Source organism: Variovorax sp. 770b2 (assembly GCF_900115685.1).
Classification (GTDB): Bacteria; Pseudomonadota; Gammaproteobacteria; order Burkholderiales; family Burkholderiaceae_C; genus Variovorax.
In genome coordinates, this window is record NZ_FOXJ01000001.1 from 2,060,562 (window position 1) to 2,074,695 (window position 14,134).

Sequence of the window (14,134 nt, forward strand, 5' to 3'; positions counted from 1 at the left end):
GCTGAGATAATCGGGGGGCGTTTCCCGCGTTTCCCACTCCTATAAAAGCCCCCCACCATGACGACCACGATCCAGCAGGCCGACCTGATCGAATCGATCAGCGCCGCGCTGCAGTACATCAGCTACTACCACCCCACCGACTACATCGCCCACCTGGCCCGCGCCTACGAGCGCGAGCAGAGCCCCGCTGCCAAGGACGCCATCGCGCAGATCCTCACCAACAGCAAGATGAGCGCCACGGGCCACCGCCCGATCTGCCAGGACACCGGCATCGTCAACGTGTTCCTCAAGGTGGGCATGGACGTGCGCTGGGGCGGCTTCACCGGCAGCCTGGACGACGCCATCAACGAAGGCGTGCGCCGCGGCTACAACCACCCCGACAACACGCTGCGCGCCTCGGTCGTGGCCGATCCGCAGTTCGACCGCAAGAACACCAAGGACAACACGCCCGCGGTGATCTTCACCGAGATCGTGCCGGGCAACACGCTCGAAGTGACGGTCGCGGCCAAGGGCGGCGGCAGCGAGAACAAGAGCAAGCTCGTCATGCTGAACCCCGGCGACAGCGTGGTCGACTGGGTGCTGAAGACCGTGCCGACCATGGGCGCCGGCTGGTGCCCGCCCGGCATGCTGGGCATCGGCATCGGCGGCACCGCCGAGAAGGCCGCGCTGATGGCCAAGGAAAGCCTGATGGACGACCTGGACATGCACGAGCTGCAGGCCAAGAAGGTTTCGGGCGCAGAACTGAGCAAGGTCGAGGCGCTGCGCATCGAGCTGTACGAGAAGGTCAATGCGCTGGGCATCGGCGCGCAGGGCCTGGGCGGCCTGGCCACCGTGCTGGACATCAAGATCAAGATGTACCCGACGCACGCGGCCAGCAAGCCGGTCGCGATGATCCCCAACTGCGCGGCCACGCGCCATGCGCACTTCGTGATGGACGGCAGCGGCGCGGTGTACCTCGACCCGCCCTCGCTGGACCTCTGGCCCAACGTGAACTGGGCACCCGACGAGAAGAAGAGCAAGCGCGTGGACCTCGACAAGCTCACGCCCGCCGAAGTGGCCAGCTGGAAGCCGGGCGACACGCTGCTCCTGAACGGCAAGATGCTCACCGGCCGCGACGCCGCGCACAAGCGCATCCAGGACATGCTGGCCAAGGGCGAGAAGCTGCCGGTGGACTTCACCAACCGCGTCATCTACTACGTCGGCCCGGTCGATCCGGTCGGCGACGAGGCCGTCGGCCCCGCCGGCCCGACCACCGCCACGCGCATGGACGGCTTCACCGAGATGATGCTGGCCCAGACCGGCCTGATCGCGATGATCGGCAAGGCCGAGCGCGGCCCGGTCGCCATCGAGGCGATCAAGAAGCACAAGAGCGCCTACCTCATGGCCGTGGGCGGCGCCGCCTACCTGGTGAGCAAGGCCATCAAGACCGCCAAGGTGGTGGGCTTCGCGGACCTGGGCATGGAAGCCATCTACGAATTCGACGTGGTCGACATGCCCGTGACGGTGGCGGTCGATGCGGGCGGCACCAGCGCGCACATCACCGGCCCGGCCGAGTGGCAGAAGCGCATCGCCAGCGGCGAGTTCAAGACCATCATGATGGAAGAAGCTTGAGCGCCGCCCGGCCGCCCGAAGGCGCTCGCACCGCAGTGCGCAGCACGGAGGTCTTTCAGTGCCTTCTGTAGGCGTTTTCGACAGCGGCGTCGGCGGGCTCAGCGTGCTCGCCGCGCTGCGCGCCGAGCTGCCGCACGAACGCTTCGTGTATTTCGCCGATACGGCTTTTGCGCCATACGGCGAGCGCGGCGATGCCTACGTGATCGAGCGCTCGCGCAAGGTGACCGGGCAACTGATCGCCGAGCACGGCATCAAGGCGCTCGTGGTGGCCTGCAACACGGCCACGACGGCTGCCATCCACCTGCTGCGCGCAGAACACCCGGCGCTGCCGATCGTGGGCCTGGAGCCCGCGCTCAAGCCCGCCGTGGCGACGAGCCGCACCGGCCACATCTCGGTGATGGCCACGCGCGGAACGCTGGCCAGCGCCAAATACGCGGCCCTGCGCGACTCCTTCGCGGGGTCCGCCCACGTTCGCTCCGTGCCGTGCGACGGGCTCGTCAAGGCCATCGAAGGCTTCGACGCCGAGGCCATCGCGACGCTCTGTGCGCGCTATATGGCAGAGGCCGGCCCCTTCGGCGATGCGACCGGCGAAGTCGACACCGTGGTGCTCGGCTGCACGCATTACCCGCTCGTGAAGAGCGAGCTCCAGCGCCATGCGCCGCCCACGCTGCGCTTCATCGACACCGGCGCACCGGTCGCGCAGCAGACGCGGCGCGTGCTGGCTGCTGCCGGCCGTCTCTCGGACGGCGAAGGCGGGCTGATCCTCCAGAGCAGCGGCGACCCGTCCGTGCTCCAAGCAGCCGCCGCGCGCTGGCTGCAAACGTCGCCGCAAGGTACAACGGCAACCTCCGCCTGAAACGACCGTCGTCATGCGTCCCTTCTTGCGCCACGCCCTGCTCCTGCTGTGCCTTTCGGCTGCGGGTCTGAGCCACGCCGCCTGCGAAAGCGGCCTGGCCGAGCGCATGCACGCCAAGCTGTACCCCAAGCGCCCGCTCGACGAGCGCCTTGCGGCCTGCAAGGTGTGGCCGGCATTCCCGGGTCGCAGCATCGTCGTGCTGCCGATGCCGCGCGAGACGACCGACAAGGGCGCCAAGGTCTTCGACCTGGAGGTGCTGCTGATCCAGCGCCCCGACAACGGCAACACCGAGCGCGACACCGTCATCGGCCGCCTCTTCCAGCCCGAGGCGCTCGACGAGGACGCGACCACCGCGATCCAGGACATCCGCATCGACACCTCGCGCTACGTGCTCGCCTCCGACGCGCGCGCCTTCGGCCTGCGCGTGCGCTACCGCGGCAGCAGCGCGCCGTCCAGCCCGCTGGCCAGCGAGACGGTGCGCCTGTACGTGCAGCACGGCAGCAAGCTGCGCGAGGTGCTGCAGGAGGTCGAGCTGGACCACGACAACGGCGGCTGGGATTCGACCTGCACCGGTCACTTCGAAAAGCTGCGCACCATGCTCTCGGTGGGCAAGGCGAGCAGCAACGGCTTTGCCGACCTGCAGCTGTCGCGCACGCTCGTGCAGAGCCGCGCGCAGGAGCAGGAGGACCAGGGCTGCATCGAGAAGGCGCTGCCCGCGAAGTTCAGCACCGTGACGCTGCGCTACGACGGCGAACGGTTCAAGGTGCCGAGGTCGCTGTTGCAGCAATCGCCCTGACGGGCAGCTGAATTCGTGTGGTGTTTCACGGCACCGTCACACGAAAGTACCAGCATGCGCGGTTTGTCCAGAACAACAACCGCGCACCATGAACTCACCCTCCGCCTCCCGCATTCCCTTCAAGCCCATGCTGCTCGCCAGTGCCTTGTCTGCCGTCCTGCTGGCCGCGTGCGGCGGCGGTAGCGACGGGGGCGGCGGCAACTTCCTGCCGATCGTGCCGCCCGCCGCGGTCACGCCGCCGGCACCACCGCCGCCCGCCCAGCCGCCCGCTGCGGAGCCGGACCCGTTGGTCTCCAAGGCCACGTTCACGCCCAATGCCGGCACCACCGAGGGTTCGTCGGACGCATCGACCGCCTTCGCCCTGCCCGACAACTTCATGATCGTGGCCGACGACGAAGCCAACGTGCTGCGCATCTATCCGCGCGCCGGTGGCGCCGCGGTGAAGGAATGGAGCTACGAGCTCGAAGGCCCGAAGCTCGGCAAGGAACTCGACCTGGAAGCCGGCACGCGCATCGGCGACACGCTGTACCTCACGGGCTCCAACAGCAACAAGAAAGACGGCAGCGATGCGCCTGATCGTTCGCACCTCTTCGCTGTAAAGGTGAGCGGCACTGGTGTTGCGACCAGCTTCAGCTATGTGGGCCAGTTCTCGGCGCTCGAAGCGCAACTCATCGCCTGGGACACCACCAACGGCCACGGCCTGGGCGCAAACCACTTCGGCTTCACCGTGTCGGCCGGCGCCGGCATCGTGCCCGAGCGGGTCGATGGCTTCTCGGTGGAAGGCATGACCAGCGCACCGGGCGACAGCGCCCTGTGGCTGGGCTTCCGCGCGCCGCAGACCGGCGCATCGACGCGCGCCAAGGCGCTGATCGTGCCGGTGCAGAACTACGCTGCACTGGTGGGCGGCACGGCCACGCAGGCCGCGTTCGGTGCGCCCATCGAGCTGGAGCTCGGCGGCCGCGGCATCCGCTCGATCGACAAGGGCACCGATGGCAACTACCTGATCGTTGCCGGTCCGGCAGGCGCTGCCAGCGCCGACGTGGACCGCAACTTCGCGCTCTTTTCGTGGAACGGCAATCCGGGCACCGCACCGGTCGAGCTGTCGAACGACCTCGACAAGCTGCGCAAGGACACGGGCGGCAGCTTCGAATCGACCGTCGAGGTGCCGGGGCCGGTGACGGCCGGCACGCAAGTGCAATTGCTGCTGGACAACGGCGACACCGTCTGGCCCGGCCAGAAGGACGCCTCGAAGGACCTGCCGCCGGCCGACCAGAAATTCGATGGCTTCGTCGTGCGCCTGGGCGCGCCATGGGTCGACACCGCCGGCCCGGTGCTTCGCAGCGGCTCGCCCAAGGCCACGGACGGCAGCGTCGGCGCGAACGCGAAGGTGACCCTGAGCTTCAACGAAGGCGTGCGCCTGGGCGCCGGCAGCATCGTGCTGCACAAGGCCGACGGCAGCGTGATCGAGAGCTTCTCGTCCAGCAGCCCGGCCACGCGCCTGCAAGCCGCCTTCAACGTGATCACGCTGACACCGAGCCAGCCGCTGGCAGCATCCACCGGCTACTACGTGACCGTGGATGCGAACGCGATCACCGATGCCAAGGGCAACGCCTACGCCGGCATCGCCGACGCGGCCACGCTGAGCTTCACGACCAGCGCACCGCCCGCGCTGGCTGCCGGCGACATCCTCTTCATGGGCGCGAACGCCGACAAGACCGACGCGTTCGCCTTCGTACTGCTCAAGCCGATGGACACGGGCACGCGCATCTTCTTCACCGACCGCGACCGCACCGCCGCCGACTTCGACACCATCACCAACGAGAGCGCCTTCGTCTGGACCGCAGACCGCAGCCTGCCGGCGGGCACCATCGTGACCATCCAGCCGGACGTGGCCAAGAACACGAACCCGATCGCCAGCATCGGCACCGTGCAGGGCGCGGGCGGCGGCATCAGCGCCAGCTACGAGACGGTCTACGCCTTCGTCGGCGGCACCATCGCCGGCCTGGGCGACGGTGCTGCCGGCACCATCAGCGGCGTGGGCACGTACCTGGCCAGCATCACGCTGGGACCGGTGCCCGATGCGAACGCCATCCCCGCGACGCTGACGGCCACGGGTGCCGCGATCAGTTTCCCCACGCAGTTCGACGTGCTCTACAACGGACCGATGCTGCCGGCCTCGCCGACGCCGACCGACATTGCGAACTTTGCCGCGAGCGTGAAGAACACGGCCAACTGGAAGTTCCAGAGCAAGGCCGGCTGGCCTTTGACGAACAACAGCCTGTTCTGATGGCTCAGTTGCGCAGCGCGGCCTCGCGGCCGCGCCGCATGTCGATCGGTAGCAAGAGCAACAACCCCGCCACGAACAGCACCGCGGTCGAGAGGATCGCGATGCGCTGGTTGCCGCCTGTGGCCCAGGTGATCGCGCCGAAGCTGAGCGGGCCGATGATGCTGGCCAGCCGCGTGGCGAAGGTCCAGAGCCCGAAGAACTCCGCGAGTTGCTGGGGCGGCGCGAGGTAGCCCGTCATCGCGCGGCCGGCGGACTGGCTCGAGCCCATCGCGAGCCCTGCGATGGCGGCCGCCCACCAGAAGCCGCCCTTGGTGGTCACCACGGCGGCGATCACGCAGACCGCGATCCACGCCACCAGCGTGGCCGCGAGCGAGACCTTGTGGCCGATGCGGTCCTGGATGTAGCCGAACGAGAAAGCGCCGATGGCGGCGGCGACATTGAGCACGAAGATCAGCACCATCGTCTCGCTCGCCACGAAGCCGATCACCTGCTCGGCGTAGATCGCCGCGAGCGTGATCGCGACCGCCACGCCGCCTTGGTAGCAGGCGGTGCAGACCAGGAGCCACATGAAGTCGCGGTAGGCGCGCGCCTGCCGGTAGGTGGCACGCAGTTGCTGCCATGCGCCGAGTTCGCCGCCGGTGGTTTTGGGCTGCGCCCTTTCGGGCAGCAGCGCGAAGGTGGCGCAGGCCGCGGCGCCGTAGATCGCGGCCGTGACCAGCATCGTGACCGGCACGAAATGCGAGGCCGGCAGGCCCCTCGACTGCGACCACAGCACGTAGGCCAGGCAGATGCCGAGCGTCAACATGCCGCCGACATAGCCGAAGCTCCAGCCCCATCCGCTCACCTTGCCCATGCCTTCGGGCGTGGCAAGTTCGGGCAGGAAAGCGCCCGTGAGGGACTCGCCGTAGGAATAGAAGGCGTTGGAGACGATCACCAGCAACATGGCCAGCGCAACGCCGCCCGACGCACCTGCAAAGCGCGGCATGAACGCCAGTGCCGCCGTGGCCACCACGCAGCCGGCGGTGGCGATGACCAGCACGCGCTTCTTGGCACCGCGCAGGTCGGCCCAGGCGCCGATGGCGGGCATCGTGAGCATCACGATGGCGTAGGAGATGCTGAGCGCCGCAGTCCACGCGAAAGCGGCCCAGGGCGCCCCCTTCGCGATGCCGCCCACGAAGTAGGCGGCGAAGACCGCCGTGATGACGACGGTCGTGTAGCCCGAGTTGGCGAAGTCGTACATCGCCCAGCCGAACACCTCGCGCTTGCGCACGCCAGGGCGCAGCGCGGAGGCGGGAAACAGGGCCATGCGGCCTTGGATCAGGGAGTCGTTGGGTGGTTAATGCAGGTGCCGCGGACGGCGACCGCCGCCGTGCCCACCGCCGGTGCCGCCGCTGCCGGGGCCACCCGTGCCGCGCGGGCGCTTGCCGATTTCGAGCGAGTTCACGAGCGCATCGAAACGGTCGCTGAAGAGGCGGTCGATTTCGGAGACCACGCCGCCCAGCTCGGCGCCGTCGAAGTGGCGCTCCATGAGGTTGACCACGTCTTCCACCAGCAGGTCGCGCTGCACCTGCATGATCGCGGCCGGGTTCGGGCCGACGAAGAGCATCAGGAAATCGTCGCGCGATTCTTCGTCGGGGTCGCCCTCTTCCTCGTCGAAATCGGTGTCGTAGAAGGTGACTTCGATGGCGGCGCCGCGGTCCGAGAGTTCGTTCAGGGCCATGCACATTTCGTCGAGCGCCTGGCGGAAATCTTCGTCGCCGGGCACGGTCCAGCAGATCTGCAGCGTGTGGTCCTTCTGCTCGAAGCGGATGCCGGGTTCTTCTTCGTAAGTGCTGGTCGCGCCGTCGGCGAGCGACTTGGCGCCCGCATATTTCCAGAGCGGCTTGAGCGCCTCCTGGATCTGATCGAAGCTCACGTCCGGGCGCAATGGCACGTCGCCATGCACATGGATTTCAAATGGAGCGTTGTAGCGAGGCATCGAATGCTCCTTTTTCTATATGTGGTACCCGGAACGGGGGTCGAACCCGTATGCCCCGATCAAGGAAGCGGCGGATTTTAAGTCCGATGTGTCTACCAATTTCACCATCCGGGCGTCAGGTTGAACATCGACGATAACCCAAACGAAACAAGCCCCGGCAACGGTGGTTGGCGGGGCTTGTTTGTCGGGTCGAATCGTGTCTAACGAGAAGGTGGAGGCGCGACCCGGAGTCGAACCGGGCTACACGGATTTGCAATCCGTTGCATAACCGCTTTGCTATCGCGCCACGCAGAAAAACGAAACCGAACTTGCGAAAAAAAGGGAAGCATTTGCTTCCCTTTTTCAAAACTGGAGCGGGAAAAGAGTCTCGAACTCTCGACCTCAACCTTGGCAAGGTTGCGCTCTACCAACTGAGCTATTCCCGCGTTTCGAGCCTCGAATTATATACCATTTTTTCGGGGCTCGGCAAATTCGCACGATCAATGTTTGACCGGCCCCTCGGAAGCCGCAGCACCAGCACGCTGCTTGGCCAACTCGGCCACGGCGGCCGCGGAGGCGGCAACCTCTTCGTCCGACAGCGGCTCGGGCATCTTCTCGAGCGCGATCTCCAGCACCTTGTCGATCCACTTCACAGGCACGATCTCCAGGCCGTTCTTCACGTTCTCGGGGATGTCCTGCAGGTCCTTGGCGTTCTCTTCGGGGATCAGCACGGTCTTGATGCCACCGCGCAAGGCGGCCAGCAGCTTTTCCTTCAGGCCCCCGATGGCCGTGACCTCGCCGCGCAGCGTGATCTCGCCCGTCATCGCCACGTCGCCGCGCACCGGAATGCCGGTGAGCGCCGACACGAAGGCCGTCGTCATCGCGGCACCCGCGCTCGGACCGTCCTTGGGCGTCGCACCGTCGGGCACGTGGATGTGGATGTCGCGCTTCTCGAACATCTCGTCCTTGATGCCCAGGCGGCGCGAGCGGCTGCGCACCACGGTGCGCGCGGCCTCGACCGATTCCTTCATCACGTCGCCCAACGATCCGGTGCGGCTGATCACGCCCTTGCCGGGCATGGTGACCGCCTCGATCGTCAGCAGGTCGCCGCCGACTTCGGTCCATGCGAGGCCGACCACCTGGCCGACCTGGTTCTGCTTTTCGGCCAGGCCGAAGCTGTACTTGCGCACACCGAGGAACTCGTTGAGGTTCGCACCGTCGACGGTGACCTTCGGCGTCATCTGCTTGAGCAGCAGGCCCTTGACCACCTTGCGGCAGATCTTGGACAGCTCGCGCTCGAGCGAACGCACGCCGGCTTCACGCGTGTAGTAGCGAACGATGTCGCGCACGGCCTCTTCGGTGACCAGGAGTTCTTCTTCCTTGACGCCGTTGTTCTTCAGCTGCTTGGGCAAGAGGTACTTGATCGCGATGTGCGTCTTCTCGTCCTCGGTGTAGCCCGAGAGGCGGATGACTTCCATGCGGTCCAGCAGCGCCGGCGGAATGTTCATCGAGTTCGAGGTGGCGACGAACATCACGTCGCTCAGGTCGAAGTCGACTTCCACGTAGTGGTCGCCAAAGGTGTGGTTCTGCTCGGGGTCGAGCACCTCGAGCAGCGCGCTCGACGGATCGCCACGGAAGTCGGTGCCCAGCTTGTCGATTTCGTCGAGCAGGAACAGCGGATTGCGCGTGCCGATCTTGCTCAGCCCCTGCAGCACCTTGCCCGGCAGCGCGCCGATGTAGGTGCGGCGATGGCCGCGGATCTCGGCTTCGTCACGCATGCCGCCCAGCGCCATGCGCGTGTACTTGCGGCCGGTCGCCTTCGCGATCGACTGCCCCAGCGAGGTCTTGCCGACGCCCGGTGGGCCCACGAGGCACAGGATGGGCGCCTTCACCTTGTCGACACGTTGTTGAACCGCGAGATATTCCAGGATGCGGTCCTTGACCTTCTCCAGGCCGTAGTGGTCGGCGTTGAGCACGGCCTCGGCATTGGCCAGGTCGTGCTTGATCTTGGTCTTCTTGCTCCACGGCAGGGCGATGAGCACGTCGATGTAGTTGCGCACCACGGTGGCCTCGGCCGACATGGGCGACATCAGCTTGAGCTTCTTGAGTTCGCCTTCGGCCTTCTTCAGGCCCTCCTTGGACATCTTGGCGAGCTTGATCTTCTTCTCGATCTCCTCGATGTCCGCGCCCTCTTCGCCTTCGCCGAGTTCCTTCTGGATGGCCTTGACCTGCTCGTTCAGGTAGAAGTCGCGCTGGTTCTTCTCCATCTGGCGCTTCACGCGGCCACGGATCTTCTTGTCGACGTTGAGGATGTCGACCTCGCGCTCGAGCTGGCCGAACAGGTTCTCCAGGCGTGCCTTGACGTCGTCCAGGTCGAGCACGGCCTGCTTGTTGTCCAGCTTGAGCGGCAGGTGGGCGGCGATGGTGTCGGCCAGGCGGCCGGCGTCGTCGATGCTCGAGATCGAGGTCAGGATCTCGGGCGGGATCTTCTTGTTCAGCTTGACGTACTGGTCGAACTGCTGCATCACGGCGCGGCGCAGGGCCTCGACCTCGGTGCCCTTCTCGCCGCCTTCGGTCGCCTCGACGGGCGTCACGTTGGCCGTGAAGTGCGTCTCGCCGTCATCGATGCGGTTCACGCGTGCGCGCTGCTGGCCTTCGACCAGCACCTTCACCGTGCCGTCGGGCAGCTTGAGCATCTGCAGGATGGTCGAGACGCAGCCGACTTCGAACATGTCCTCGACCGAGGGCTCGTCCTTGGCGGCGGCTTTCTGGGCCACCAGCATGATGCGGCGCTCGGCCTCCATGGCCAGTTCGAGCGCCTTGATGCTCTTGGGGCGACCCACGAAGAGCGGGATCACCATGTGGGGAAACACCACGACATCGCGCAGCGGCAGCAGCGGCAGGTCGAGTGCTTCGGGAGGCAGGGGGGTATGACCAGACATGCGAAATCCTTTACGCCTTCTTCGCCGCTTCGCGGTACACGAGCAGCGGTGGCTTGTTTTCGTCGATGGTCGATTCCTCGACCACCACCTTGTCGACATTGGTCGCGTTCGGCAATTCGAACATGGTGTCGATCAGCGACTGTTCAAGGATCGAACGCAGGCCCCGTGCACCGGTCTTGCGGGCCAGGGCCTTGCGCGCGATCGCCTTGAGCGCCGCCGGGCGAATCTCCAGGTCCACGCCCTCCATCTGAAGGAGCTTGGTGAACTGCTTGACCACCGCATTCTTAGGCTCGGTCAGGATCTGGACCAGCGCATCCTCCGAGAGTTCCGCGAGCGATGCGACCACGGGCATGCGGCCCACGAGTTCGGGGATCAGGCCGAACTTGATCAGGTCTTCGGGTTCGACTTCGCGAAACACCTCGGTGATGCTGCGCTGCGCCTTGCTCTTGACCGTGGCGCCGAAGCCGATGCCCGAGGCCTCGGTGCGGTTTTCGATGACCTTCTCCAGGCCCGCAAAGGCGCCGCCGCAGATGAACAGGATGTTGGTCGTGTCGATCTGCAGGAAGTCCTGGTTCGGGTGCTTGCGCCCGCCCTGGGGCGGCACGCTGGCCATGGTGCCTTCGATGAGCTTGAGCAAGGCCTGCTGCACGCCCTCGCCCGACACGTCGCGCGTGATCGAGGGGTTGTCGGACTTGCGCGAGATCTTGTCGATTTCGTCGATGTAGACGATGCCGCGCTGGGCGCGCTCGACCTCGTAGTTGCAGCTCTGCAGCAGCTTCTGGATGATGTTCTCGACGTCTTCTCCCACGTAGCCGGCTTCGGTCAGCGTGGTGGCATCGGCCATCACGAAGGGCACGTCGAGCATGCGCGCGAGCGTTTGCGCCAGGAGCGTCTTGCCCGAACCCGTGGGGCCGATCAAGAGGATGTTGCTCTTGCTGAGCTCGACGTCGTCGCCCTTGGCCTTTTCCTTGTGGCGAAGGCGCTTGTAGTGGTTGTAGACGGCCACCGACAGCATGCGCTTGGCCGGCTCCTGGCCGATCACGTAGTTGTCCAGGTTGGTCTTGATCTCCAGCGGCGTGGGCAGGTCGCTGCGCGCTTCGCGCGCCTCTTCACCGGCCGGCAACTCGTCGCGGATGATCTCGTTGCAAAGGTCGATGCACTCGTCGCAGATGAAGACCGAAGGGCCCGCGATCAGCTTCTTGACCTCATGCTGGCTCTTGCCGCAGAACGAGCAATAAAGCGTTTTTTCGCTGGAAGAGCCTTTTTTTTCGGCCATGGACAGGTGCCTCGTGACAGGGTATGGACAATGATAACTAAACAAAAACGGCGTTTCCCGTGTGGAAAACGCCGTTTTTTGCCTTTTGCGCCACACGGCGCCCGGCAGTTTTAACCGCGCTTGGCAACGACCTGGTCGACCAGACCGTAATCCTTGGCCTCATCGGCCGTCAGGAAGTAGTCGCGTTCGGTGTCGCTCTTGACCTTTTCCAGTGGCTGGCCGGTGCGTTCGGCCAGGATCCGGTTCATCTGGTCCTTGGTGCGCAGGATGTCGCGCGCATGGATCTCGATGTCGGTCGCCTGGCCGCGTGCGCCGCCCAGCACCTGGTGGATCATGATCTTCGAGTTGGGCAGCGAGAAGCGCTTGCCCTTCTCGCCGGCCGCCAGCAGGAAGGCACCCATGCTGGCCGCAAAGCCCAGGCACATGGTCGACACGTCGGGCTTGATGAACTGCATGGTGTCGTAGATCGCCATGCCGGCGCTCACGCTGCCGCCCGGGGAGTTGATGTAGAAGGAAATGTCCTTCTCCGGGTTCTCGCTCTCCAGGAACAGCAACTGGGCCACCACGAGGTTGGCGGTCTGGTCGTTGACCTCGCCCACCAGGAAGATGATGCGTTCCTTGAGGAGACGCGAGTAGATGTCGTAGGACCGCTCGCCGCGGCCCGACTGCTCGACGACCATCGGGATCATGCCGAGGCCTTGAATTTCGTTTGCGATCATGAAGTAGCTCTCCGGGAAGATGGAATCGTTCGCTGTGTATGAACTGTAAGCCTGAATGAAATGGGGCTCGTGCCGCAAAGCACAAGCCCCATTGGCAATGCGGGCAGCGGCGGATCAGCCTTGTTGCTGCTGCGCCATCAGTTCGTCGAACGACACCGACTTCTCGTTGACCTTGGCCTTGGCGAGCACGAAATCGGTCACGTTGTTCTCGATGACGACGGCTTCGACTTCCGCCAGGCGGTTGTTGTCGCTGAAATACCAGCGCACCACGTCGGCCGGCTTTTCGTAGCTGGCGGCCAGCTCGTCGATGTGGGCCTTGATCTGCTCGGGCTTGGCCTGCAGGTCGTTGGCACGCACCAGCTCAGCCACCACGAGGCCCAGGCGCACGCGGCGTTCGGCTTGGGGACGGAACACTTCGTCGGGGATCGGTGCCTTGTCGGCGTCCTTGATGCCGCGTTGCTTCAGCTCAGCGCGGGCGCCTTCGATCATGCGGCTGACTTCCGATTGCACGCTGGCGTTGGGCAGGTCGAGCTCGGCGTTGGCAACCAGCGCGTCCATCACGGCGTTCTTGTTGCGGGCCAGCAGGCGGAACTTCACTTCGCGCTCCAGGTTGCGCTTGATGTCGGCGCGCAGGCCTTCGACGGTGGCTTCGGCGATGCCGAGCGACTTGGCGAGCTGTTCGTTGACTTCGGGCAGGTGCGAGGCTTCGATCTTCTTCACGGTGACCATGAAGTCGGCTTGCTTGCCGGCCACGTCCTTGCCGTGGTAATCGGCCGGGAACGACAGCGGGAAGGTGCGGCTGTCGCCGGACTTCATGCCGCGCACGGCGTCTTCGAATTCCTTGAGCATCTGGCCTTCGCCGACCACGAACTGGAAGTCTTCGGCCTTGCCGCCCTGGAAGGGCTCGCCGTCGATCTTGCCTTCGAAGTCGACCGTGACGCGGTCGTCGTCTTGCGCAATGGCGTCTTGCGCGCGCTGGGCGAAGGTGCGGCGTTGCTTGCGCAGGATATCGAGCGTCTTGTCGATCGCGTCGTCGCCCACTTCGGCCGAGAGCTTCTCGACTTCGGCGCCCGCGAGGTCGTTGATCTTGACTTCGGGGAACACTTCGAACACCGCGTCGAAGGCCAGTTCGCCTTCGGGCGACTCTTCCTTCTCGGTGATGCGGGGCTGGCCGGCCACGCGCAGCTTGGCTTCGTTGGCGGCTTGCGAAAAGGCCTCGCCGACCTTGTCGTTCATGACTTCGTAGTGCACCGAGTAACCATAGCGCTGGGCCACGACGTTCATCGGCACCTTGCCGGGACGAAAGCCGTCCATCTTGACGGTGCGCGCGAGCTTCTTGAGGCGCGAATCGACTTCGTTCTGGATGGTGCCGACCGGCAGGGTCAGCGTGATCTTGCGTTCGAGCTTCTCGAGAGTTTCAACGGTCACGGTCATGATGTCTTCCTTGTGAGGGGGCTGTTGCGCGGGGCCTGCATCTTTTTTGTCGATACAGATCAAGGACTTACACGCGCTAGCGGGATTTATGCGGCGGCACACGCGTGCAGCTCGCAAAACTGGGCAACCCATGATTCTAATCGGCTGGAACACCCGCTTTTGCCCGGGCGGAAGTCCACGCGCGGAGATTGCGCCATGCGTGCCGGATTCCCCCGCCGCTTTCCCCTTTACAGTGGCGGGCGATTCGCCACTGCCC

10 protein-coding genes and 3 tRNA genes are annotated in these 14,134 nt (G+C 65.4%); 4 read left to right on the plus strand and 9 right to left on the minus strand.

What is annotated here, in order from left to right; all coding sequences use genetic code 11:
* The first annotated feature begins 57 nt into the window (after positions 1-57).
* From BM133_RS09410 to BM133_RS09425, 4 genes are all read left to right on the plus strand, one after another.
* On the plus strand, positions 58-1,611 hold the full coding sequence (locus tag BM133_RS09410; protein WP_093433231.1) for a fumarate hydratase: 1,554 nt from the start codon (positions 58-60) through the stop codon (positions 1,609-1,611).
* Positions 1,612-1,669: 58 nt separating this feature from the next.
* Positions 1,670-2,467, plus strand: coding sequence for a glutamate racemase (murI, locus tag BM133_RS09415; RefSeq protein ID WP_093433232.1), 798 nt, complete (start codon positions 1,670-1,672; stop codon positions 2,465-2,467).
* 13 nt (positions 2,468-2,480) lie between these two features.
* On the plus strand, positions 2,481-3,263 hold the full coding sequence (locus BM133_RS09420; protein WP_093433234.1) for a PA3715 family protein: 783 nt from the start codon (positions 2,481-2,483) through the stop codon (positions 3,261-3,263).
* Positions 3,264-3,351: 88 nt separating this feature from the next.
* Positions 3,352-5,550 carry an Ig-like domain-containing domain gene (locus BM133_RS09425; RefSeq protein ID WP_093433235.1) on the plus strand — a complete coding sequence of 733 codons (2,199 nt, stop codon included), beginning with the start codon at positions 3,352-3,354 and terminating at the stop codon, positions 5,548-5,550.
* Between the two features lie 4 nt (positions 5,551-5,554).
* On the opposite strand, the gene BM133_RS09430 is transcribed toward BM133_RS09425, so the two are convergent.
* The 9 genes from BM133_RS09430 to tig form a co-directional block, all read right to left on the minus strand.
* A complete protein-coding gene (locus tag BM133_RS09430) occupies positions 5,555-6,856 on the minus strand; it encodes an MFS transporter (RefSeq protein WP_093433237.1) in 1,302 nt (433 codons plus the stop codon).
* 30 nt (positions 6,857-6,886) lie between these two features.
* Entirely contained in the window at positions 6,887-7,528 is a 642-nt protein-coding gene (locus BM133_RS09435) for a DUF6806 family protein (RefSeq protein ID WP_093433238.1), read from the minus strand.
* Between the two features lie 22 nt (positions 7,529-7,550).
* A tRNA-Leu gene (locus tag BM133_RS09440) sits at positions 7,551-7,642 on the minus strand.
* A gap of 98 nt (positions 7,643-7,740) precedes the next feature.
* Positions 7,741-7,814 (minus strand) — tRNA-Cys (locus BM133_RS09445).
* A 63-nt stretch (positions 7,815-7,877) separates the two neighbouring features.
* Positions 7,878-7,953: transfer RNA gene (locus BM133_RS09450), tRNA-Gly, on the minus strand.
* Positions 7,954-8,007: 54 nt separating this feature from the next.
* On the minus strand, positions 8,008-10,449 hold the full coding sequence (gene lon, locus BM133_RS09455; protein ID WP_093433239.1) for an endopeptidase La: 2,442 nt from the start codon (positions 10,447-10,449) through the stop codon (positions 8,008-8,010).
* A gap of 10 nt (positions 10,450-10,459) precedes the next feature.
* Positions 10,460-11,725 carry an ATP-dependent Clp protease ATP-binding subunit ClpX gene (gene clpX / locus BM133_RS09460; RefSeq protein ID WP_013541833.1) on the minus strand — a complete coding sequence of 422 codons (1,266 nt, stop codon included), beginning with the start codon at positions 11,723-11,725 and terminating at the stop codon, positions 10,460-10,462.
* 110 nt (positions 11,726-11,835) lie between these two features.
* Complete coding sequence (gene clpP / locus BM133_RS09465) at positions 11,836-12,444, minus strand: ATP-dependent Clp endopeptidase proteolytic subunit ClpP (RefSeq protein ID WP_093433240.1); 609 nt, start codon at positions 12,442-12,444, stop codon at positions 11,836-11,838.
* Between the two features lie 114 nt (positions 12,445-12,558).
* Complete coding sequence (gene tig, locus BM133_RS09470) at positions 12,559-13,878, minus strand: trigger factor (protein ID WP_093433241.1); 1,320 nt, start codon at positions 13,876-13,878, stop codon at positions 12,559-12,561.
* Positions 13,879-14,134 lie beyond the last annotated feature (256 nt).